Origin of the sequence: Parasegetibacter sp. NRK P23 (genome assembly GCF_023721715.1) — a bacterium.
Classification (GTDB): domain Bacteria; phylum Bacteroidota; class Bacteroidia; order Chitinophagales; family Chitinophagaceae; genus Parasegetibacter.
On sequence record NZ_JAMDLG010000001.1, the window covers coordinates 3499690 to 3522157 of the forward strand.

Consider the following 22468-nt stretch of genomic DNA (forward strand, 5'->3'; position numbering starts at 1 on the left):
TTAAAATGAAAAAATATATCGCTGGCATCTGCGCCATAAGCATTCTCGCACTCTCCTCCTGCAGCAAAGAAAACACGGAGGTTCCGGAGACACCAATTGAAGAAACCATTTCCGGTGAAGGCGTAACCGTATCATCCTGGAATACGGTAGGGCAGTGGGATCAAAACGAAGAAGAGCAGGATGGAAATGTTTCCACTCAATTTTCAGCGGCTGAAGTATCCGACGCTGTTTTACAGGATGGCCTCGTACTGGTATACGCACGTTCAGGCGATAATGTGCAATTGTTGCCCTTCACCGATAAGCAGAACACGCAATGGTATTACCAGGCTACGGAAGGCGGCATATTCCTGATGGGATTGAATGGGGAAGAAAGCAAGACCGAATCAGACAGGCCCGCGTTCAGCTATGTGGTGCTTTCACAGGAGAAAATTCTCCAGTTGGAATCCCTCGGAAAACGTAAGGTTGATCTTATGAATATGTCTTACGGAGCTTTGGTAGCGTTACTGAAGAAATAATCGTACAACCACTTCGTATATAGAACCGGCCCACCACGTGTGGCCGGTTTTTCATTTTCGCTTCATCTTCGGCTTTTAGTTTTGTTCTTGTAATTATTTATTCAATCACCCATTCAATCAGAAATTATGAAAACGAAACTTTTTATCGCCGCCGCAATGCTTATCTCAGGTGCCGTAGCCGCTCAAACCAATACTGCCGTGAAAGCGGACCAGTCCCTGAAGGCTGCCACTAAAACTTCCGTGCACAAAGAAGGCAATAGTGCAAAAATCAATTCTGGTACTTCCGTGAATGCATCCACCAACGCGAAAGTGAAAACCGATGCGGTACAACGCACGGAAACGCATGTAAACAACGGTAAAAAAGCCGCGGTACACACCACTGTTGAAACGAAAAATACCGTGCGTTCCGAGGCCCGGGCCACCCACAAAGCGATCAGAAAGAACGCCCGCGTGAACAGTGAAACCAGTGCTTCCGTAAAAACCGGGAAGTCTGTAAAAGCCAATACTTCCACCAAAGCAGCCGTAAAAGCCACGCCACGTGTAAATGGACGTGTAGCCGGCAATGCAGGATTGAACATTTTTAAATAGGGTTTGTCGCATAGGAAGGAGTGCCAGCGATGGTGCTCCTTCTTTTCTCTAATTGAAACAACCCCCCGGCACGAAAAGTCTGAACAACTCACCATTCAATCGCTCCTTGCGTTGCGAAGTGCGCAGCACAAAGCAATCGCGTGAACAAATCCCTTAAATTTGGGTGTGATGAAAGTACCAATGAAACCATGCATATCCAGACTCCTGGCCATTTTGCTCGGATGTGGCACGCTTAACGTAACCGCCAAAGCGGAGACCCGGCATATTGCGCACATGGATACGGTTCCCCCACCCAAAAAAGTACCGGAAAAAACAACGGAGAAAAAGGTGCTCCCGGATAAACCTGATGTGATCAAGCAGGTGCCCAGATCCCGCAAGCAGGTGAAACCACTTCCTTTACCCAAAGTTGTACCGGTGAAACCTAAGGTGATCAAACCCAAAGTGATCAAAGGCGTGACCGGATTACTCCCCTGAAAACAATACGTACCATGAAAAAAATCATCATCTTCAGTATTTTTTCCCTTGGCCTTTACACGGCTCAGGCGCAGGAAGACTCCACACAGGAGGTGAAGAAAAACACCCTTACATTGGGGGTGACTTACACCAATAACGCCAGTTATTACGGACAAAAACCGGAGGAAAAGACACCGTATGTGGCCGCGGTCGCTTCTTACAAGTTGAAATCAGGCATCTATTTTTCGGGGTCCGCTTACCGTCTCCTGAATGATTCCGCCAAATTCGCTTCGGCTTCCAGCCTGGGGATCGGCTACGGATTCGGTATCGGAAAGAAACTTTCCGCAGATATCAGCTACAGCCATACTTTTTATCCCGCTTATTCTCCTTTCCTCCAGGCCGCCAATAACAATACCGCCAGCGCGTCCCTGAATTACCAGTACTTCCTGAACTCCGGGATAGCCGTTGATTATGCTTTCGGAAAACAAAATGATGTGTTTACCACATTCTCCTCCAGTAAAGATATTGTGCTGGGACACCTGTTCAATAAAAAAGATGGCATCTCCATCACGCCCGGCGTGGAAATCGTAGCGGGAACACAACGTTTCTACGAAACGTACGTGGAAGAGAAAAGAATACGCGACAGCATTCTCGGCTTGCCGATACCACCCTTGCTGGGCGGAGGCGGTTCCACCACCACAACCACCACCACAAAGGTTTCCACCGATTTTAATTTGCTTTCCTACAACTTTAAATTGCCGCTTTCCTACTACCGCAGCAGCTATCTTCTGGAACTTTCCTACCAGCTTTCATTGCTGAGTCAAAACGCGGAGAGTGGCGCGGGAACCACAAATTCCTTTGTGAATCTCAGTTTTTATTACCAGTTTTAACTTCAGCATTCCCCATACACATGAAAGTTCTGATCGTAGAAGATGAAAGATCCATGGCGCTCGAAATGGAAGCCTTCCTTAAAAAGGCCGCTTACCTTTGCGACCTCGCTTTTACGGCGCGTCAGGGACTGAAGCAAATGGAGGAACACCCCTACGATTTTATCCTCCTCGATCTGGGCCTTCCTGATAAGGATGGGCTCGAAGTATTACAGCAGGCGAAAAAGAACTGTCCGGACGCCTCCTATATTATTCTCACCGCAAGAGGCGACCTCGAAGACCGGATCAAAGGACTGGACCTCGGCGCGGACGATTACCTTCCAAAGCCATTCTCGTTGCTGGAACTGCATTCCAGGATGCAGGCCATTACCAGAAGGAAGTCGGGGTGGAAAGATTCTCTCGTTCAGATCGGCGACTTTTCCATTGATACCCAACACCGCCGCATATTGTTTGGAAAAGAAGAAATTGATCTTTCCCGAAAGGAATTCGACCTCCTCAATTATATGGTGCTGCACAAGAACCGTCCACTCACCCGACTGCAACTCAGCGAACACATCTGGGGCGCTTTCTCCGACGATGATTACGATTCCAATTATATTGATGTGCACATCAAGAACATCCGTAAAAAATTATCCGCCTTCGCTCCCGTGGAATGGCTGCAAACCATACGGGGCATAGGGTACAAAATAAAATGCGCCGATTGAAACTGTTCACCAAACTAACGCTGTTCATCACACTGTCCAAACTCGCTATCGTGGCGCTGTTTGTGTGGTTGCTGCCGTTGCTGGTGGATAAGGTGGCTTTTGAATACACCAATACTTACCTGAAGGAGCAAAAGAAAAAAGTACTGAAGGAGATTGAACAGAACGGGATAGATTTTTATTTGCAGGGCGATGACAGTTACGGCAGTTACACATTGCTGAAAGAAGAATACATTTCCCTGGAACCCGCGGGCATCACGTTTCTCCCCGATACCATCGAAACCTCGATGCGTGTGGTGGAAAATGACACACTGAATTACCGCGTACTCACGCATGTACTCACGTACAACAGTAAACGCTATATACTGGAAGTGGGCAAGTCCATTTCAGCGATTGGGCAATACAACCGACCCTTGCAGAAGATGGCGCTTTATGTGCTGATCGGACTCATCTTCCTTACCATTGTGGTCGACCTCGTTTATACAAGGGTGTTACTACGTCCGCTCAATGTGATCATCCGCACCAAATTGCGGAACCGGAAATTCCCATTCAAAGAAGAACTTCCTCCGCTCCGTACCTCCACCTCCGATTTTAAATACCTGGATACTTCCCTCGCGGAACTGATGGAGAAAATCCGGGAAGATTTTGAAAAGGAACGCGAATTCACTTCCAATGCTTCACATGAACTGATGACGCCCATCGGTATACTTCAGAATAAAATCGAGAACCTGCTCACGGATGGAAAACTGGACGATGAAACGCATGTAAGGATCGAAGGTATGATGCGGACCCTGAACCGGTTGAAGCGGATCGTTCGTTCGTTATTGCTGATATCGCGCATTGAGAACGATCAGTTCGTAAAGAAAGATACTGTTTTCGTGAAAGCCTTAGTGGAAGAGGTAATGGAGGAACTGGGACATCGTCTGGAAGAGAAAGAACTGCAGTTTTCGATGCAGGTGCAGGAGACAAGCATGCTGCGGAATGTGAACCGCGACCTGATTTTTCAATTGGTGTACAACCTGGTAAATAATGCCATCCGGTACAACAAGCCCGCCGGAAGTATTTCCATAAGCGAAGGACATACCAACGAGGGCAATTATTTTCTTGCTGTTGCGGATACGGGCATCGGTATTCCTGAAAAAGATATCCCGTTTATTTTCGACCGGTTCAAAAAAGCGAAAAATACGGGCGAAGAAGGTTTCGGACTTGGACTTTCCATCGTACAAAGCATTGCGCGTTACCACGAAATTGACATACGCATTACAGCGGAAGAAGAAAGGGGAACCCAATTCATGCTGGTGTTCCCCCTTTCTGTGTAGTACTATAAAAATGATGTTAAGAGATCGCCGCGTTGCCCGGTATTTGCGGTACTTTACCGGGTTCCGATTTGGCCGCTACATATTTCTTCAAAAATTCTTTCTTCGAATCCCGGTAAGAAGAGACCGCACCGATCTTGTGCATACAATAAATATAGATCCAGGCGAGGTCAATCTGGTAAGGCAGAAATCCCGCGCGTGCGCTACCGGGGTACAGGTGGTGGTTGTTGTGCCATTCGCCCGAAAACAATCCCGGACGTGTTTGGTTGATGGATAAATTACTTCTGTCGAAATCGATGCCGTCAATATGTTTCTCTTCCCCCTTTCCGTGACCAGTGTAATTGAACGCGCGCACCAGTACAAACCACATCATGGCGGCGGTGAAAACAGCGCAGGCGAGTCCGTGTCCTCCGATAAAATAAAGTATAGTGTACCAGGCGGCCCAGTTCAGCAACCACAGTGCAACAGTATACAATGGCGTGGCGATGGATCCCCAGCGCTGGTATTGTTTGTAGCTGTTGATCTGCACGCCGGTATGCGTCATGAAATGCGCGGCTTTATTGTAATCCGTTTCGCTTAGTGTTTTGGAAATGCTTTGGTGGTTCACATCTGAAAGCATGCAATACCAGAAACCGCCTTTGGGATTATAGGGATCACCTGGAAGGTCCGATTTGGAATGGTGCACATGGTGGGATACCACGTAAATTTCTTCGGGGAAGGTTTTAATCACCAGGTTCTGGGTGATAAAACGCCAGACCGGACTGCTGAATTTATACGACTTGTGCGTACAAAAACGGTGGAACCAGATGGTACCATGAGTACTCATGATAATCATACTGTACATCACTACCACAATGAACAGTGGCCAGGAAAAATACTTTGTGATGAACACAAAAAAGAAGGGCAGCATACAAACTGCCATCAGCCAGCTGATGAGGGATATCCAGTTCTTTTTTGATTTGAAGATATTGATCCGCGAGAATGCCTCGCTGAAAAGTTGTTTGGTGGAGGGAACGGACAACTCGCCCTGCGCATTGGTCCAGCCGTAAGAAGGCTGCTGAAGTAAAATGTCGATGAATGCCATTGATCTGGATATATTTAATTGAAAGATGACGGAACTTGCGCACTACCCTGAATGATAATAACTACTGATGCCGCAAGCTTAACTATAATGCGCAGTGGAGGCAGGATAATTAATACCTAAATAACTGTTATCTAAGAGGGCTTTTCTAACAATCGGTAAGGTATAACTTTTTTTCAGTAAGCAAAGCCAAAGGAATCCTAATGTGGTTATTTACATTTAATATTTGAAAAATGCCATTTCTTCGGATTAATAACGTAGCTTTGCACCACTTATTTCTCCTGCACCTATTTTGATTTCTCCCTCAATGTTCGTGAAGGCAAGATCGTAAGCCAGGTAAAATGCCTCTCCCAAAGGCAGCTTACCATCATACTTTAATAAAAAATACGAAAAATTGTTATTTACAGATTTACAGTTGATAGAGCCTGTATTGAAGGCGCTACAAGAAGAAGGGTATAGTACTCCGACCCCCATCCAGCAGCAAGCTATTCCCGTTGTGTTACAGGGCCGCGATATTTTAGGATGCGCACAAACCGGTACGGGTAAAACCGCCGCTTTCGCTATCCCCGTGATCCAGTTGGTGCTGCGCGATAAGCAGCGCGATCCCCGCAACAGGGGCATCAAAGCCCTGGTGTTAACGCCTACGCGGGAACTCGCGATCCAGATTGACGAAAGTTTCAGAGCCTACGGAAAATATACCGGTGTTTCCAGTCATGTGATTTTTGGTGGTGTTTCCCAGCATTCCCAGGTACTCGCGATCCAGAAGGGTGTTGATGTCCTGGTGGCTACGCCGGGCCGTTTGCTCGACCTGATCCAGCAGAATATCCTCTCTTTACGCGATATTCCTTTATTGGTATTGGATGAAGCCGATCGTATGCTCGATATGGGCTTCGTACACGACGTAAAGAAGGTGATCGCCCGGATGCAGTCCAGGTCACAAACACTTTTCTTCTCCGCTACCATGGCACCTGAAATTATGGTGCTGGCGGATGCGTTGCTGAAGAATCCCGTGAAAGTAGAAGTGACCCCGGTTTCTTCCACGGCCGACACCGTGCAGCAGCATATTTATTTCGTGGAAAAGAAAGACAAGGGCGAATTGCTCACCCACGTACTGAAAGCGAATAATATTGAAACCGCGCTGGTATTCGCCCGCACCAAACATGGTGCCGACAACATCGCTAAAAAACTGAACCGCTCCGGTTTCAGGGCAGAAGCAATTCACGGCAATAAATCGCAGAATGCGCGCCAGCGTGCGCTGAACCAGTTCAAATCCAAAGAGATTCATGTGCTCGTGGCCACTGATATCGCCGCGCGCGGTATCGATATTGATGAACTGGCTTATGTGATCAACTTTGAATTGCCCAACGTACCGGAAACTTATGTGCACCGTATTGGTCGTACCGGACGTGCGGGTGCTAACGGAACCGCGCTTTCGTTCTGCGATTGGGAAGAAAAAGAATTCCTGCGCGATATTCAGAAGCTAATTTCAAAAACGATCCCGGTGGTGAGTGAGCATCCTTTCCCGATGCAGGGTAAAGCTCCTGTACAATCTGCCATACCTAAGCCGCAGCCACAGCAGCAACGTCGGTTTCAGCAGGGCGGTAACAGGGGCAATAAGCCCTTTCCGCACAGGGGAAACAGGGAAACGCAGCAGGGACAGGGTGCGCGCAAGCAAGTGGTGAAGGCGGGGTAGGTTTCACGCAAGACGCACTGCTTCGTTCCTCGCTGGAGCAAGGACGCAAGGAGTGGTTGAGGGGTAGCATGCAAAGGAATATTTTCACGTGATTGCTTCCTGCTTCGTTCCTCGCACTCGCAACGCTACGACGCAAAGCGTTGATTTATTGCAGGATTCCGGAATTTCGTGGTGATTTTATAATTTGGCAATTCAGAAAATAATGGAAAGAGGTGTGTCATTTAAAGGCACACCTCTTTCTATTACAGGGTGTTTGAGAACTGAAAGCACCAACTTTGCGTCGCCTCATTGCGAGCAATAAAAACACTTACCATCTTAAATGTTCCAAGTACATACAAGGCTTTGCGTCGTAGCGTCGTTGCGAGAAATAAAAAAAATTACTCCCTGAAATGCGCCAAACACAAACAACGCCTTGCGTCCTTGCTCCTGCGAGGAACGAAGCAGTGCGTCTTGGCGAGGAACGAAGCAATCACGTGAAAATGCTTTCCTCAGAACCGCACCGCCACCATCCCCCGCACGTTAAAAGGCGTACCCGGCGTAAAGTGAATTTCCGTAACAGAAGCCGGTTCATTCACCAGCCTGCTCTCTATTGCAAACTGTGTTTCGTTCCATACCGCGTTGAAAATATTCTCCATGATTACCCCTACGGTAACCCATTTCCATTGGTAACTGATGTTCGCATCCGTGATGAAATAACCCTTTGCCGTGATGCTCCCGTCTTCATTGGCGGGACGGTCCCCTAAATGCCGCGATTGCAACGCCCCGTTCCAACCCGAAGGATGCTTGAAACTGACACCACCCGCCACTGTTATTTTTGGTGCGAGCGGAATCAGGTCCTCACCTTTTGCTTCATCCATCGCACGGGCATGGGCGTAAGTAAAATCACCGTTAATGAACAGGTATTTTCCCCATTGGTACCTGGCACTGATATCTATTCCTTTCCTTTGTGTTTTGCCGCCTGGCTCAACGATGCCCGCATCACCAACATATACGAATTCCTGTTGCAGGTGCAGGTACCAGAGGGCTGTGTTGAGCACAAGACAGGGAACTGGTTTCCATACTGCGCCCAGATCGGCACCGTAAGCGGCAGGCAGGATATCTTCACCGCTCCGTGCCACCACCACACGTGTATCGTTGCTATGGAATCCTTTGCCCAGTTTCAGGAACAACTGGAGTTGCCGGTCCTGGTTGTACAGGAAATTGAGCTTGGGACTCATAATCGACTTTTGCTGCGCAAGCGTTTTGTAAGAAGCTGCGAGCTTGTCGAGGTATTCGAACTGGAAATGATCCACCCGGACGGATGGATTGATCACCCATTTGCCCGACCTGAGTTCAGCGCTGGCGAAGGTGTACAGGTTTGTTTCGTTCACATCACCGAACTGGATGCGCTGAAGTGTTTCCTGTCTGTTGCGGGTATGCGAAAGTTCCATGTCGGACACGGCGTCGTTTCGAAGGCCCGCGCCTGCGTTCAGTTCCAAAGGAAGATTTCCGATGGAGAGCGGCGCATGAAGTACGGATTCGAACCCGGTGATGTTGCGTTTTTCTTTCTGCCTGATCTGGTCGCCATTCACCGGATCTTCCAGGAAGAAAGTGAAGTTGGAATAGAGTTCGAAATCATAGTGGTTAAAGAAAGCGATGTTCTTAATATATGCCCCATGTTTCAGTTGTTTGATGAACTGAAGGTTCAGATTGGTGCGTGAAGTATTGCCTCCTTCCGTATCATCTATGGCGCCGAAGCGCGTAATGGTACCCGCATCCACTGCACGTTGCGGAACTTGGCCGCTTGCGTCCCATTTGCTGTTGAGGTGGGAGAAAGATAAAGTAAGCCGGTCGCCTGTAGCTGTGGTGTTGGCATACTTGCCCATTAAGTTAAGGCGGTTAAAGTTTTGGGGAGACTCGAACCAACCATTGGTACGGAGGTATTCCGTGGCCAGCCAGGCCGATTGTTTTTCGGTGGAAGCCAGGTTGAGCATAGCAAGGGTGCGGAGTGTATTGAATTTGCCTGCTTCTAGCGTTATGCTGCTGTTATCGAGGTGATCCTTCGTTTCGAATGCCACATAACCTGCGGTAGCCATATTTCCTTTGGCGGCCTGGTAGGGACCTTTGTCGAAATCGATCTTCTCAACGGTTTCCGGGATCAGGAAATGGAGATCGGCGTAGCCCTGACCATGCGCGTGGCTTACCATGTTCACAGGCATCCCGTCGACGGTGATGTTGATATCGGTGCCATGATCGATATCAAAGCCACGGAGAAAGATTTGTTCCGCTTTACCGCCGCCCGCGTGCTGACCAATAAACAGTCCCGGCACCTTCCGAAGCAGTTCCTGGGAAGATTTTACCGGGTTCGTGCGCAGATCGATGTCGGAGAGGATATGAAGGTGTTTAGGTTCATTCGTGATGGTAACATTATCCAGCTGAAAGGGAATGGCTTCCAACCGGATTGATAAACTATCTGCGCCAGCCACCACCCATCTAGAGGCGTATGCGATATGGGTGATCAGCAGCGAATCGCCGGTACGGGCTTCTTTAAGGAAGAAGAAGCCCGAAGGGGAACTGTGTACATGCCCGCCACTCCTAAGGTTGGAGACCGTGGCGCCCTCCAGCGGCTTCCGGTCACTACCGGTGATACGGCCGGCCTGTTGTGCATGGGTAAACAAAGAGAAGCAGGTAAAAACGAGTAAAAGTGTTTTTTTCATGGTTGAGCTGACGGTTAAACTTCCGGCAAGTTCGGAAATTTTCAGGGTTTAAGCAGCTTTTTGCAACATTGTTGTATGCGCCAAACCGTTCCCGATAGGAGATTGGAAGGAAAACCTATGGTTCCCCAACACGCATAACCGCATCCTACCCCCCAGCATTTTCACCCATATCGTCTTCACCCCGTTGCGTCGCCACCGTTGCGTCGACGCGTCGTTGCGTGACATAAAAACCAACTCCTGAATAGAACTAACTCCAAACACAAACAACGCCTTGCGTTCTTTCCCTGAGAGGCCGCGAGAAACGAAGCGGAAATCAATCGCGGGAAATTATCCTTCGCGTGCAGCACTTCAACCGGCCTTTGCGTCCTTGCTCCTGCGAGGTACGAAGCAGTGCGTCTTTGCGAGGAAACGATGCAGTGCGTTACGAGCTGCGAGAAACAAATTAGTAAACAATCGCATGAAAAGCCTTCCTCCCAAATAAGAAATAAAACACCAAACCACCCACCTTTAAAAATCACGTTTACCCTTAAACGAAAAAACCACCCGCGCGGATATTAAAATTTCTATCCGAACAAAAAAGCGATTTATTTACGTAAACGTTTACGTTACATAAAATTATTGCTATGGTAATGAATCCATAACCATCGCCCCCCACTGAATAAGAGAGATCAGATAGACCTTTGCAGCCTAATCAAACTTATACATGCGATGAATGCTTTTTATCGGAGAAGCATAAAATGGTGTGCCTTGTTATTGGTGCATCTTTTTATGTACGCGTCTTTGAGCGCGCAAAACAAAACTACTGCTGTTAAAGGAACAGTGCTGGATGAAGCAGCCCGGCCCATGCCCGGCGTTTCTGTAAAAATCAGCAATGCCAAAGCCCAGTTCAGCCGTTCGGTTCAAACCGGGGCAAAAGGGACTTTTTCCTTTACCGATGTGCCGGTTGGCACACCCCTGAAACTGAGTTTTTCCCACGTGGGTTATACTGAAAAAGTAATGAACGACGTGCAACCTGATGCCAACGGGAACATTCAATTGAATGTTGTGCTGGAACCGGCCTCCGGGGAAATCGAAGAAGTGGTAGTGGTAGGCTACGGCAAAGCCAATAAAAGAGATGTTACCGGCGCCATGAAAACGGTTAAAAGTTCAGAATTCAACCGGGGCATCATCAACTCTCCGGAAGAGTTGTTGCAAGGTAAAGTATCCGGTGTGAACGTTACTTCCGCCAGCGGAGAGCCGGGTGGTATTCAGAGCATCACGGTTCGCGGACCAGGTGGCGTAAGAACAGGAAGTACGCCGCTGTATGTTGTGGATGGTATGGCGCTCGATAATTCTTCCATCGGTGGAGCCACCAATCCTTTGGCTTTCCTCAACCCCCAGGATATTGAATCCATTGATGTATTGAAAGACGCTTCGGCTACCGCCATCTATGGTGCGCGCGGCGCAAACGGCGTGATTCTGGTGACCACAAAACGCGGAAAATCAGGCTTCAATTCACTGAACTATTCTTTCAGCGGCGGCATCAGCAACCTGGCCCGTAAACTTCCCGTATTCTCCGCGGAAGAATACAAAAAGCAGGTGGTGGAACTCGGCGGCACACTGGAAGATTTCGGCGGTAACACCGATTGGCAGGACCAGATCACACGCACGGCCTACACACAAAACCATAATCTTTCTATTTCCGGCGGTGCCGATAAACTTACTTATTTCGGCTCTTTCGGTATGCAGCTGCAGGACGGTATTCTGAAAGGAAATAAAGTAAAGCGTTACACCGGCAGGATGAACGTGACGCAGAAACTGCTGAACGATCGCCTTGTAGTGGAGGCCAACCTCAGCGCCAACAATACCGTAAACCTGCGTCCAAGTATCGGAAGTTTGTTGGGAGGCGCTATTTCCACCAACCCTACCATCCCCGCTTACAACGAAGACGGAACTCCCTACCAGTTCGACAACGGGATCAACCCACTTACGGTACTGGCACTGGAAAAAGACCTTACCACCATCAACAGAACGCTTGGTAACATCAGCGGAACATTCACCGTGGTAAAAGGGCTTGATTACAAACTGAACTTCGGCATTGATAATTCTACCGCCACAAGGGATATCCAATCCCTGCCCAACACGGTTCCACTCCGCCTCGGCAGACTGGAAACCTACAACAACTACAACAGGAACTACCTGATCGAGAACTATCTTACCTACAAAGGTGAGTCCGGGAACCACCGCTATACCGCGCTGGCAGGACATTCTTTCCAAAAGATATTCGTGCAGGGAAGGGGTACAAGCATCAATACTTTCCCTATTTCAGATGTAGAACCCATCTACAACCCCGGTATCGGAACGGAATTGACCCTCGCCAATAACCGTCCTTCCGGGTATGCACTCATCAACGAACTGCAATCTTTCTTTGGAAGACTGAACTACCAGTATGATGATAAGTATCTGTTCACCGCTACACTTCGTGCCGACGGTTCTTCCAAGTTCGGCGACAACAAAAAGTACGGGATATTCCCCTCGTTCTCGGGTGCCTGGGTACTTTCAAAAGAGAACTTCCTCCGCAACTCAGTATTCAGTAACCTGAAACTCCGGGCCGGTTGGGGAAGAACGGGTAACCAGGAAATTCCCGCCAAGATCACATTGGCACGCTTCACCTCCAGCACCGCCGCCGGATACAGCTATCCGCTTTATCCCGGAACAGATTTCCCCAGCGGATCCGTTTACACCAGGTTGTACAATCCCGATATCCAGTGGGAAGTATCAGCCCAAACTGATCTCGGGGTAGATTTCGAATTCATGAACGGCGCATTGAGCGGTACCGTGGATTATTTCAGGAAAGTAACCAACAACATCCTGCTGGTGGTGATTCCTGCCGATCCTATTCAACCCGTGAGTGAGCAATGGACCAACGTGAAAGACATGACCATTACCAACAAAGGTGTGGAAATCGACCTTAATTACAGGAACAAGACCAGCTTCGGTCTCGGCTATTCCATCGGCGGAAACATCACTTTCATAGACAACGTGGTGAAGAACTCTCCTTATACCGTTATTCCTTCCGGCTCCGCGTCTGGTTCCGGACTTACTTCGGCTACCATTAACGGCTATATCAACAACGAAGCGATCGGTACTTTCTTCCTCCGTGAATTCACCGGGTTCGATGCCAATGGTATCAGTACTTTCACCGATGTGAACAAGGACGGCGTAGTGAACGATCTGGACAGAAAACCATTGGGTTCCGCATTACCCACTACTATGTACAATGTGAATGGAACACTGTCCTACAAAGGGTTTGATCTTGCCGCTAATTTCAACGGCGTTTCCGGAAATAAGATATACGATAACACCGCAAATGCCAGTTTCTACAAACTCCTGCTTTCCAAAGGCGTGAATACTACACCTGCTGCGGTTGAGTTTCCTGAAGAATCCGTGAACAACTCAGCGCCCGTTTCTTCCCGCTATCTGAAGGATGGAAAATTCTTCCGCCTCAATAACCTTTCCCTGGGCTATAACTTCAATACCACGGCCCTTGGCATCTCTTCCTGGGTGAAGGCCATGCGCGTATCGCTCACAGGGCAGAACCTTTTCGTGATAACACCTTACGATGGTTATGATCCTGAAGTAAATACTGACCGCCAGATCGGTGGGGTATTGTCTTATGGAATTGATTACCTCAGTTATCCTAAAGCCAGAACATTCCTGCTGGGCTTCAACTTCACCTTTTAATGTGTACTACCATGAACAAGAAAAATAAACTATTCGGAATACTGATGGCAACCCTCCTGCTGGGAACGGGTTGTACCAAACTGGATGAAAAAGTACTGGACGAATCCCTTACACCGGGATCAGGAACGGCCACTGATCTTGAAACAGCCGAAGGGGTAATCGCGCCTGTGTATGCGCAGCTTCCCGACCTGTTCCTGCATACCCGTTATTTCACCTTGCAGGAAATTTCCTCCGATGAGGCGATATTGCCTTACCGCGGTGGTACAGACTGGGGTGACAACGGTATTTACATTGCCATGCACACGCACAACTTCACTACTTCCGACGCGAACATCCGGGGCGTGTGGAACCTCCTTACGCAGGGCGTTTCGAGAACTGTTACGGCGATCAATACTTTGCCCACACTCAACGATCCTTCCGCAAAAACCTTCCTCGCAGAAGCCAGGGCCATGCGTGCATATTACAATATGCTGCTCCTCGATTTGTTCGGGATGTCTTTTGTAAAGGAAAACGGCGGGGAACTTTCAAAGATCATCCGCGGCAACGATGCGGTAGAATACATTAAAAGTGAACTGCTCGCCGTTGAGCCTGATCTATCTTCCGATGTTACCCACGGCCGCATGTCGAAGCAGGCTGCCTGGGGCATTCTGGCACGGCTGCACCTGAATGCAGCGGTATACCGCGATATCTACGGTACCCCGTCTTTCACCAATGAGGATATGGACAAAGTACTTGAGTATTGCGATAAGATCATCGCTTCCAACAAGTACCAGTTCTCCCCTGAATACTTCGATCTTTTCGATGACGATAATGACACCAACAAAGAGATCATCTTCGCTGTTGATCAGCGTGCGGAACTGAATGGCCACAACCGTCTGGCGTATTTCTCCCTTTCCGGCGACCAGTTCCCGCTGCCGCAATACACCGGCGCGAATGGTACCGATGGTCCCGCCATTACTTCAGATTTCTACCGTACATGGGTGAATGCTTATGCACCCGCTGACCCAGCAGCGGCAGACGCACGTTTCTACAAACAGAACTTTACCGTGGATCCCGTTACGGAAGAAGCCTGTATTCCCGCCGCTAATTTCCACATCAACCGCGGCATCCTCCGTGGACAACAATATGGTTTGAAAAGGGTAAGCGGTGTTTTCCAGAAATGTCCCAACGGCGATATGAAAGTATCCAAACTGTTTCACGATACCCGTAACCGTGGCGACCTGGCCGTGAATTTCACCGAACAGGTGGATTACACCACAGCGGGCAGCAACTATCCCTCCGGTTTCCGCGTTTCCAAATATGAGTTCAGCCGCAAATCGGTGAGTGGAAGGAACTTTGGGGAAGCGAATATTGTCATCCTCCGTTTGGCCGATGTATACCTGATGCGGGCCGAAGCCAAACTCAGGAGAAACAACGATGCCGCCGGAGCATTGGCCGATGTGAACCTGGTACGCACATCAAGAACAGCCAGAACGCCTGTTCCAGCCGCGCTTACATCCATGAACCTGGAAACACTTTACCGGGAAAGAGGATTTGAACTGTACTGGGAAATGGTGCGCAGAACCGATATGATCCGCTTCGGAAAGTATGAAGGCACCTGGACCGAGAAGAATAATTCCAACCCTGAAAGAAGGTTGTTCCCTATCCCGCAGACTGCTATCGATGGCGCAAGTAATGTGAAGGATTATCTTGTGCAGAATAAGGGTTACTAGGAAAAGTAAACATAAAAAGAAAGAGGGTGTATCGTACTGTTGATACACCCTCTTTTTATTCAGGTCCCTGATAGAGACAATTTTCGTTTATGCTATTCTCGGAGGCTTCATTTAATTTTTAAGACAGCCTCTTTTTGGGGAGCCTCACCCCGCCCCCTCTCCGCAGGAGAGGGGTATAGTTTAAATTAGCGGAGAGAATTTATCTTCTTATGATGTTCCAGGTAAATGGGATGAATTGCTATTTCAGGTTCAGGGCCTTCAGTATTTTATGGAACACTTCCGTATTCTCGTAAGTTCCGGTAAACAACTGAGCGCCGGGGCCATAAGCGAAAACCGGTACCGGTAAAGCGGTGTGGTCGGTGGTGGCGAATTGTCCGGCAACGAAACCTGTTTTATAATCACCTCCCAACAGGGTAAGGCCACCAGTTTCATGATCTCCGGTAACAATTACCAGCGTTTCTCCGTTCGTATCGGCGAACGCCATCGCCTGTGCGATGGTTTGGTCGAAGTCGAGTACTTCAGTGACGAGATAAGGGAGGTTGTTGGCGTGCCCTCCGTGATCTATTTGTGCGGCTTCGAGCATCATAAAGAAGCCCTGTTTGCCGGTTAAATGTTCCGTGGCTTTTTTAAAGGATTCCGCCAGCCATGCGCCTCTTCCATGTAGCATGGAGGTGCCGGCGCGTTTTTCCACCACCACATATTGTGTGGTGTTATTTTGAACAAGACTATCGGCAGTGGAGATTACTTTGAACGGCGCTTTCATTTCGGCTAACGCTTTGCTGGTTTCTGTTCCTGCTGAACCCATTAAAAGATCGATGCCTGATTGTTGCAGGTCGCGGATAATGGCTGCGCTGCTGCTGCGTTCTGCCTGGTGCGCGTAAAAATCTGCAGGCGTGGCATCGCTGATGTCTCCGGACGTGATCAGTGCGGTGCGCATGCCTTTCTTCTTCAACAACGCGGGCAATTGCGGAATAGGCGCACCGGTGTGGTCCACACCCACGGAGCGGTTGTTCGTTTTTTCACCGGTGGCGAATGCGGTGGAACCCGGGGCGGAATCCGTGATGTAACTGTCGAATGAACTGGTTTTGCTGATGCCGGTGTATTTCATGCTGAACACGTTCAGGGCGCCGTGGTTGGCAGTATAACCGGCGTACCACTGCGGGAAGCTGGTGCCGTCACCAATCAGCAGGATGATGTTTTTGGGCGCTTTATGGGCGCCATCGTTTTTGTGCAGCGGCTGGTATAGTTGGTGTGGTGGTGTCGCCTGTTGAAAACTCCGCATGGGCAGGCTATTCATGAAGAAAGCGCTTTCCGTGACGTGGTCGGTATTGATCCAGTCTGCATGTAAACGCATCAGCTGGTACCAGGTATTGATAATGTCGGGCGCGTTCCAGAAGCGGATTTTTTTGTTCAGCCGGTGCGCCACGCTTACCAGTGAATCAATGGTTTTTCTTTCTGCCGCCGGAATGATGCCCATGCCGTTCCACCGGGTATAAGCTTTCAGGTTATCGCTGAAAAGCGCTATTCTTTTCAGTGTTTCAGTATCATAAGCCTGAGTGAAAACACCATCAAAAAACAGATAGGAAGGATATCCTGTAAACGTGTTTACCGGTGGACGGTTACCGGATATTACAATACTGATCTTATCGGATCCGGTGATGCGTGGATATTTTTCCAGCAGGCGGATCAGCGTGTCCAATGTAGGAACGGCTTCGGTTTTAATGTCAATCAGCAATTGAAGTTTCCGGGTATGCGCGGTATCTATGTTACCGTTGTATTTTTTAAGGATGGAATCCAGCGGAGCGAGGTAAAGTTTTTCCAAGGTAATATGCTGGTTCAGTTGTTGCTTTTCATGGGCCACCAGCAATGCTCCTTTTTCCAGGAATATATCCGCCTCGATAGAACCAAATCCGGCATGGTAGGCGTTCCAGAAGGGTATTGCTTTTTCATAATCATTGTGCGCGTGCAGTTGTGCCGGCGTGTAACGAAGCTGTTGCGCGGCCAGTTTATTTTCGACCAAATAAAAGGAGCCGGCCAGTACCAGGAATACGATTTTTTTCATGCGTGAACTTTTCAGGTGTTCTCTAAAGGTATAAACGCACAAAGGTAAATTGAGGAAACGCTTGCTGATATTATGTTTGCGTTACTTCATGGTGATTCAATACCATCATTAAAACAAAAGAGGGTGTATCAAATACGATACACCCTCTTTTTGTTCGGTTCCCTGATGGAGACAATTTTCGTTTATGCTATTCTCAGATACTTCATTTAATTTGAGACACCCTCTTTAGTTTGTATAATGCCCTATTCCTAAACTACTGCAGGTGCATACACTTTGCCCAGGAACAGTTCCAGTGTGGTGGATTTTCTGCCCAGCAAAGCTTCGCCATCATTGGTGTCGGTATCAAACTCACCTTGTTTGAACGCTTCCCCGAACCCGGCGAACATCTCCACATATTCCTGTGGAACACCCGCTTGTTGCAGCACATTTTTATAAGTAGCCACATCAGGTGATACAAAGGCGATGGATTTTCCTGTAATTGCTGAAATGATATGCGCCACATCGCCAAAAGAGTAACCAACAGCTCCGGAAACATTGTATACTTTATTTTCATGTCCGTCCTGCGTGAGTACATTCGCGCCGATCTCGGCCATTTCGCTCCGCAGCATTACGTTAAGCTTACCTTCTCCGGAGGGGAAAAAAACGGTACCCGTTTCCAGTACTTTATCACCGGTGAACATGGGGATAAAATCCATATAGATGTTGTGCCGGAGAAGGGTATAAGTAAGACCGGATTCTTTCAGCAGGCGCTCTGTTACAATATGCCCTTCCGCGAGTTGCGCGATCGGTGAATCCGCACTCTCATTCTTCCGTTGAAAACTCGTATAGAACACGTGTTTTACCCCGGCTTCCTGCGCCGCTTTCACCACGTTCTCATGTTGAGTCACCCGTTTAACGATGTCGTTACCGGAGATGAAATAAAGCTTATCGATGTTCCTGAAAGCGGCAACTAGACTTTCATAATCATCGTAATTGCCAGTGCGAACTTCTATCCCCTTTGCTTTGAAAGCCACCGCTTTGGCTTCATCCCTTACCAATACCGCGAGGTTGGAAGCTGCTGTTCTGTCCAGCAACTGCTTTACGATTTCCTGTCCTAAACTGCCCGTTGCTCCCGTAATTAAAATCTTTGCCATGATCTGTCGTTTTAGATTATTTTAATGTATTTAGTTACTTTTAGTAAGTCAAAGCTAAATAGTAACTTCGTTCCGGACAAGAAGGAACGCTGCCGTATCCAACTTACTTTTTGGTAACTATTGTTGAGTATCAATCTTATAACAATGAAAAAAGAACCGATAATTTTTTCGAGAACAGAGAACTGTCCGATCAGAACGGTATTGGACAGGCTTGGCGACAAATGGTCGATACTCGTGATCCTGACTTTGGGAGGTGTGGAGAAGATGCGTTTCAACGAATTGCAGAAAAGCATTGGCGATGTATCCCAACGCATGCTGGCGGTAACTTTGCGCACGCTGGAAGCCGATGGCCTGGTAAAACGGACTATTTACCCGGAAATTCCGCCACGCGTGGAATACAATATTACGGAGCGGGGGCTTTCGCTGCTCCCGCACATCCAGGGCTTAACAAAATGGGCGGATGAAAATATGCCCGCGATAAAGCGGTCGAGGAAGAAGTTTGTGTAAGAAGGATTCATTTCTTTTCTGGAAGCGGCGTTATAATTTATTTCTGTTCTCCCCTATAACTTGCTAAATTCATTTATCCTTTCCGTCCCCATGTAAATGCTTCGTATTTATTCACCTAAATGGTAAAGGATGAAGTGGTACAGCATTATTGCGGGCACAGTATTCCTGCTGCTTTTGTTGGCGGTTATTATCCTGATTCCTTGTCCTACAGGGCCGCAACTTAATTTTTTCCGCATATTCATCGCCATCGCGGCGGGCGCTTTCGCGGCTACTATTCCGGGTAAAATCACGGTAACGAATAAGTTTATTGTGGCCACCAGCGCCATCGGTGTTTTTGTGCTCGTGTACCTCGTGAATCCAGCCGGATGGAGCACCGGTGATGATTGCAAAGTGCGTATGTTAAAAGCGACGGTTTATGTGGATGAACAACCCGCAGCCGGTGTGGAAATCACCATTCCCGACCTTGGACAGCAATTCAAGACAGATGATTTCGGCAACGTGCGCATCGACTATGCGGGTGCCCAGGTGACCTTCCCGTTAAGATTGATTTTCCGCTACAAATCTGCCGTGGATACTACGATACTGTTGGATCAACCTGAAAACAAAATGGAGTTCCGGCTGCAATCCAGGAAGACCGGTTCCTTCCGGATGAACGGTGAACAATCGCTTTCCTACCAGTTCAGGGACCTCGATTTTAATATCTCGTTGCTGAACCCCAACAAATTTGATCCTGATCTTCCCATGCGGGACACCTTGAAATATTTCCTGCGCCAGCGGAACGATACCATCTTTATTCAACACGGGTCTACCTTACTCAATAAAATATATGGAAACGAAGTTTTGAACGAGCGGTATGGTTTCGATGAAATGGCCCTGGGCATCAACCTCCCTTTGCTGGATGTCAAGTTCACGAATAATTCCGATGCCGCGGTTTTCTTCCACCAAGCGAGTCTGATGGTAGCGGAAAGCCAGCCCAATAACAATGCGCTGCTGATCCCTTCAGGTTTTGATGATTTCTGTATTTATAATATAGGCTGGGGAAGCGCGAAAAATATCCGGGTCAATTATACATTGGTTCCTGCAAAGCAATACCAGGGCTGGAAGAATGAATTTGAACAACAACTGAATTTTCCCGCCATTCCTTCCGGCAACAGCGGTGAGGGAGATGCTTATGTTTCCTGTAAAGGCGTGGAGCAAATCATCGCAAGGGGCGTGAGTCCGCGAATCTTCCAGGATGAATTCGGGGATCCGAATGACCTTGATCCGCAAAGAAAGAGATTGTACGATCAACTGGTTGGCGACTTTGATAAGGGCGCCATTTTTTTTGGAAAGATCACCTACACCAATACCGATAACAGCGTCCGGGAACAAAAATTTGAAACCTTCGTAAATGTGGGCGGCGGGTACGGCGCGGGCGTGGAAATTGAATACAATTACAACGCGCAACTGAAGGCGGAAGGGAAAGCGTACGAAGTGATCGTACCCATCTCGCATGGCATCAAACCAAAAGATTTTGACCGCCTCTCTTTAACACTGGCGTCTCCACGAGCGGGGAAACATTTTTTCAGAATGGCGTTCAACTACAATAACGAACAGGTGGTATTCCCATTTGTTTTCTGCCTTGATTATTTTATTACGCCTTCAGGAAGCGGGTTGTTGAAGAAGAAAGTAGGGTAATTAATCCGGCTTCGGAACCTGAATCTGCGATAATGGTGTACATCGTGTTGCGGGAACGGAAATTATGTGAACACTCCTGGATTTGAGTACGGAAAAAGAACTAACTTTCCTTTGATTTCTGCGTTATCCATACTTAAAAATTTCTCCCGATATGAAAGAGATGCAACGATTCTCCCGGAGGTTCTTCATGCAAACCTCCGCGGCGCTGGGCGCACTCGCATTTATTCCCAGGGGCGTTAAGGCTTTTTATGAACAGGTGAAAAACCTGGTTGTTCCCCAGAAAAAAACATTACCCCTCACCGTTACCATCAATAAAAAACAATACGCGGTTGACGCGGATACCCGTACCACGCTCCTGGATTTGCTGCGCGAAAACCTGCAGCTTACCGGCGCGAAAAAAGGGTGTGACCACGGGCAATGCGGGGCCTGCACCGTACACGTAGATGGCGAAAGGGTGCTGAGTTGCCTTACTTTGGCTGCCATGGTGCCGGGGAAGAACGTCACCACAATTGAAGGACTGGCCGATGGCGAGACATTGCACCCGATGCAGCAGGCCTTCATTGAATGTGATGGTTTCCAGTGCGGCTATTGCACGCCCGGACAAATCATGTCTGCCGTGGCCTGTGTGAAAGAAGGGCATACAAAATCGGTGGCCGAAATTAAGGAGTTCATGAGCGGCAATCTTTGCCGCTGTGGCGCTTACAACGGAATTGTTGAATCCATTCAAAAAGTTGCCCGATGAAACCATTTGCATTTTCGAAACCCACGAATACTAACCAGGCTGTTACTGGTAAAAAGAGCGGAACGCAGTTCATAGCCGGAGGAACGAACCTGGTGGACCTGATGAAAAAACACATCGCGGATCCTGACGCTTTGCTCGATATTACCACTGCGGTTTCGGACCGTATTCAATCTGATGCTAAAAGCATCCGCATCGGCGCAATGGTGCGGAATACGGCCATCACCCTGCATCCTGAAGTACTTGCGAAGGCCCCGCTTATCGCAAAGGCCGTTCTTGCCGGCGCTTCGCCCCAAATCAGGAACATGGCCTCAACCGGCGGGAACCTGTTACAGCGCACGCGTTGTCCCTACTTCTACGATACCACCCTGCCCTGCAATAAACGCAACCCCGGAAGCGGTTGCGGCGCGAAAGATGGCGATAACCGCATGAGCGCCATCATAGGCTGGAGCGAACATTGCGTGGCGGTGCATCCTTCCGATCTTTGCGTGGCGCTTGCCGCGCTGGATGCCGTGGTGTGGTACACCGACCAGCAGCAAAAAACAAAGTCCATCCCATTCAAAGATTTTCACCGGTTGCCTGATGATACGCCGCAGAAAGACAACCACCTTCCTCAAAATGCGCTCATCACCGAAATAGAAATTCCACAGAACCGGTTCAATAAAAACTATGCTTACCTGAAAATCCGCGATCGTGATTCCTATGCGTTCGCACTGCTCTCCGTAGCAGCGGCATTGCAACTGGAAGGCAATACCATCCGGGCCGCAAGGCTCGCATCTGGCGGGGTGGCGCATAAGCCGTGGCGCTGGTATGAAGCTGAAAAGTTCCTCGAAGGCAAAGCCGCAACCCCGGCTAACTTTCAGAAGGCGGCTGAAATTGCTGCCGGAGGAGTAAAACCTTTGTCGCACAACGGGTTCAAAGTAGAAATGCTGAAAGGCGCCATAGAAACGGCGTTGCAAAATTGTTTAAAAGCCTAATGTTATTA

At 48.5% G+C, this 22468-nt stretch carries 17 protein-coding genes; 13 read left to right on the top strand and 4 right to left on the bottom strand.

The window, feature by feature from the left end:
• Window positions 1-5 precede the first annotated feature (5 nt).
• The 6 genes from M4J38_RS14185 (at window position 6) to M4J38_RS14210 (ending at window position 4463) form a co-directional block, all read left to right on the top strand.
• The gene (locus M4J38_RS14185) at window positions 6-515 is read left to right on the top strand and encodes a hypothetical protein (RefSeq protein WP_251760292.1); all 510 of its coding nucleotides are present in this window, start codon (window positions 6-8) and stop codon (window positions 513-515) included.
• Between the two features lie 126 nt (window positions 516-641).
• A complete protein-coding gene (locus tag M4J38_RS14190) occupies window positions 642-1103 on the top strand; it encodes a hypothetical protein (protein WP_251760293.1) in 462 nt (153 codons plus the stop codon).
• Between the two features lie 168 nt (window positions 1104-1271).
• Window positions 1272-1577 carry a hypothetical protein gene (locus M4J38_RS14195; protein ID WP_251760294.1) on the top strand — a complete coding sequence of 102 codons (306 nt, stop codon included), beginning with the start codon at window positions 1272-1274 and terminating at the stop codon, window positions 1575-1577.
• 14 nt (window positions 1578-1591) lie between these two features.
• Window positions 1592-2446, top strand: a complete 855-nt coding sequence (locus tag M4J38_RS14200) for a hypothetical protein (protein WP_251760295.1) — start codon at window positions 1592-1594, stop codon at window positions 2444-2446.
• A gap of 20 nt (window positions 2447-2466) precedes the next feature.
• Window positions 2467-3147, top strand: coding sequence for a response regulator transcription factor (locus M4J38_RS14205; RefSeq protein WP_251760296.1), 681 nt, complete (start codon window positions 2467-2469; stop codon window positions 3145-3147).
• The gene (locus tag M4J38_RS14210; RefSeq protein WP_251760297.1) at window positions 3135-4463 is read left to right on the top strand and encodes a cell wall metabolism sensor histidine kinase WalK; all 1329 of its coding nucleotides are present in this window, start codon (window positions 3135-3137) and stop codon (window positions 4461-4463) included. The genes M4J38_RS14205 and M4J38_RS14210 overlap by 13 nt, the downstream gene beginning before the upstream one ends.
• A gap of 16 nt (window positions 4464-4479) precedes the next feature.
• Here M4J38_RS14210 and M4J38_RS14215 read toward each other — a convergent pair whose 3' ends face one another.
• A complete protein-coding gene (locus M4J38_RS14215) occupies window positions 4480-5544 on the bottom strand; it encodes a fatty acid desaturase (RefSeq protein ID WP_251760298.1) in 1065 nt (354 codons plus the stop codon).
• A gap of 391 nt (window positions 5545-5935) precedes the next feature.
• Here M4J38_RS14215 and M4J38_RS14220 point away from each other — a divergent pair, with 391 nt between their 5' ends.
• Entirely contained in the window at window positions 5936-7234 is a 1299-nt protein-coding gene (locus M4J38_RS14220; RefSeq protein ID WP_251760300.1) for a DEAD/DEAH box helicase, read from the top strand.
• Window positions 7235-7722: 488 nt separating this feature from the next.
• Here M4J38_RS14220 and M4J38_RS14225 read toward each other — a convergent pair whose 3' ends face one another.
• Window positions 7723-9930: a TonB-dependent receptor gene (locus M4J38_RS14225; RefSeq protein WP_251760301.1), complete on the bottom strand. Its 2208-nt coding sequence runs from the start codon at window positions 9928-9930 to the stop codon at window positions 7723-7725.
• Between the two features lie 708 nt (window positions 9931-10638).
• Between M4J38_RS14225 and M4J38_RS14230 the strand changes: the two genes are divergently transcribed.
• Complete coding sequence (locus M4J38_RS14230) at window positions 10639-13653, top strand: SusC/RagA family TonB-linked outer membrane protein (protein ID WP_251760302.1); 3015 nt, start codon at window positions 10639-10641, stop codon at window positions 13651-13653.
• Window positions 13654-13664: 11 nt separating this feature from the next.
• The gene (locus M4J38_RS14235; RefSeq protein ID WP_251760303.1) at window positions 13665-15365 is read left to right on the top strand and encodes a RagB/SusD family nutrient uptake outer membrane protein; all 1701 of its coding nucleotides are present in this window, start codon (window positions 13665-13667) and stop codon (window positions 15363-15365) included.
• Between the two features lie 238 nt (window positions 15366-15603).
• Here the strand turns inward: M4J38_RS14235 and M4J38_RS14240 are convergent, their stop codons facing one another.
• Both M4J38_RS14240 and M4J38_RS14245 read right to left on the bottom strand, forming a co-directional pair.
• The gene (locus M4J38_RS14240; RefSeq protein ID WP_251760304.1) at window positions 15604-17427 is read right to left on the bottom strand and encodes an alkaline phosphatase; all 1824 of its coding nucleotides are present in this window, start codon (window positions 17425-17427) and stop codon (window positions 15604-15606) included.
• 248 nt (window positions 17428-17675) lie between these two features.
• Complete coding sequence (locus M4J38_RS14245; protein ID WP_251760306.1) at window positions 17676-18560, bottom strand: SDR family oxidoreductase; 885 nt, start codon at window positions 18558-18560, stop codon at window positions 17676-17678.
• A 144-nt stretch (window positions 18561-18704) separates the two neighbouring features.
• Between M4J38_RS14245 and M4J38_RS14250 the strand changes: the two genes are divergently transcribed.
• The 4 genes from M4J38_RS14250 (at window position 18705) to M4J38_RS14265 (ending at window position 22460) form a co-directional block, all read left to right on the top strand.
• On the top strand, window positions 18705-19067 hold the full coding sequence (locus tag M4J38_RS14250) for a helix-turn-helix domain-containing protein (protein WP_251760307.1): 363 nt from the start codon (window positions 18705-18707) through the stop codon (window positions 19065-19067).
• Between the two features lie 129 nt (window positions 19068-19196).
• Complete coding sequence (locus tag M4J38_RS14255; protein WP_251760308.1) at window positions 19197-20744, top strand: hypothetical protein; 1548 nt, start codon at window positions 19197-19199, stop codon at window positions 20742-20744.
• A gap of 151 nt (window positions 20745-20895) precedes the next feature.
• Window positions 20896-21486, top strand: a complete 591-nt coding sequence (locus M4J38_RS14260) for a (2Fe-2S)-binding protein (protein WP_251760309.1) — start codon at window positions 20896-20898, stop codon at window positions 21484-21486.
• Window positions 21483-22460: a xanthine dehydrogenase family protein subunit M gene (locus M4J38_RS14265; RefSeq protein ID WP_251760310.1), complete on the top strand. Its 978-nt coding sequence runs from the start codon at window positions 21483-21485 to the stop codon at window positions 22458-22460. Before M4J38_RS14260 ends, M4J38_RS14265 begins: the two co-directional genes overlap by 4 nt.
• The last annotated feature ends 8 nt before the right edge of the window (window positions 22461-22468 follow it).

What these genes read in the sequence shown, in the direction of transcription:
- M4J38_RS14185 (WP_251760292.1), top strand. Translation starts at nt 6, where the DNA reads ATGAAAAAATATATCGCTGGCATCTGCGCCATAAGCATTCTCGCACTC.
- M4J38_RS14190 (WP_251760293.1), top strand. Translation starts at nt 642, where the DNA reads ATGAAAACGAAACTTTTTATCGCCGCCGCAATGCTTATCTCAGGTGCC.
- M4J38_RS14195 (WP_251760294.1), top strand. Translation starts at nt 1,272, where the DNA reads ATGAAAGTACCAATGAAACCATGCATATCCAGACTCCTGGCCATTTTG.
- M4J38_RS14200 (WP_251760295.1), top strand. Translation starts at nt 1,592, where the DNA reads ATGAAAAAAATCATCATCTTCAGTATTTTTTCCCTTGGCCTTTACACG.
- M4J38_RS14205 (WP_251760296.1), top strand. Translation starts at nt 2,467, where the DNA reads ATGAAAGTTCTGATCGTAGAAGATGAAAGATCCATGGCGCTCGAAATG.
- M4J38_RS14210 (WP_251760297.1), top strand. Translation starts at nt 3,135, where the DNA reads ATGCGCCGATTGAAACTGTTCACCAAACTAACGCTGTTCATCACACTG.
- M4J38_RS14215 (WP_251760298.1), bottom strand. Translation starts at nt 5,544, where the DNA reads ATGGCATTCATCGACATTTTACTTCAGCAGCCTTCTTACGGCTGGACC.
- M4J38_RS14225 (WP_251760301.1), bottom strand. Translation starts at nt 9,930, where the DNA reads ATGAAAAAAACACTTTTACTCGTTTTTACCTGCTTCTCTTTGTTTACC.
- M4J38_RS14230 (WP_251760302.1), top strand. Translation starts at nt 10,639, where the DNA reads ATGAATGCTTTTTATCGGAGAAGCATAAAATGGTGTGCCTTGTTATTG.
- M4J38_RS14235 (WP_251760303.1), top strand. Translation starts at nt 13,665, where the DNA reads ATGAACAAGAAAAATAAACTATTCGGAATACTGATGGCAACCCTCCTG.
- M4J38_RS14240 (WP_251760304.1), bottom strand. Translation starts at nt 17,427, where the DNA reads ATGAAAAAAATCGTATTCCTGGTACTGGCCGGCTCCTTTTATTTGGTC.
- M4J38_RS14245 (WP_251760306.1), bottom strand. Translation starts at nt 18,560, where the DNA reads ATGGCAAAGATTTTAATTACGGGAGCAACGGGCAGTTTAGGACAGGAA.
- M4J38_RS14250 (WP_251760307.1), top strand. Translation starts at nt 18,705, where the DNA reads ATGAAAAAAGAACCGATAATTTTTTCGAGAACAGAGAACTGTCCGATC.
- M4J38_RS14255 (WP_251760308.1), top strand. Translation starts at nt 19,197, where the DNA reads ATGAAGTGGTACAGCATTATTGCGGGCACAGTATTCCTGCTGCTTTTG.
- M4J38_RS14260 (WP_251760309.1), top strand. Translation starts at nt 20,896, where the DNA reads ATGAAAGAGATGCAACGATTCTCCCGGAGGTTCTTCATGCAAACCTCC.
- M4J38_RS14265 (WP_251760310.1), top strand. Translation starts at nt 21,483, where the DNA reads ATGAAACCATTTGCATTTTCGAAACCCACGAATACTAACCAGGCTGTT.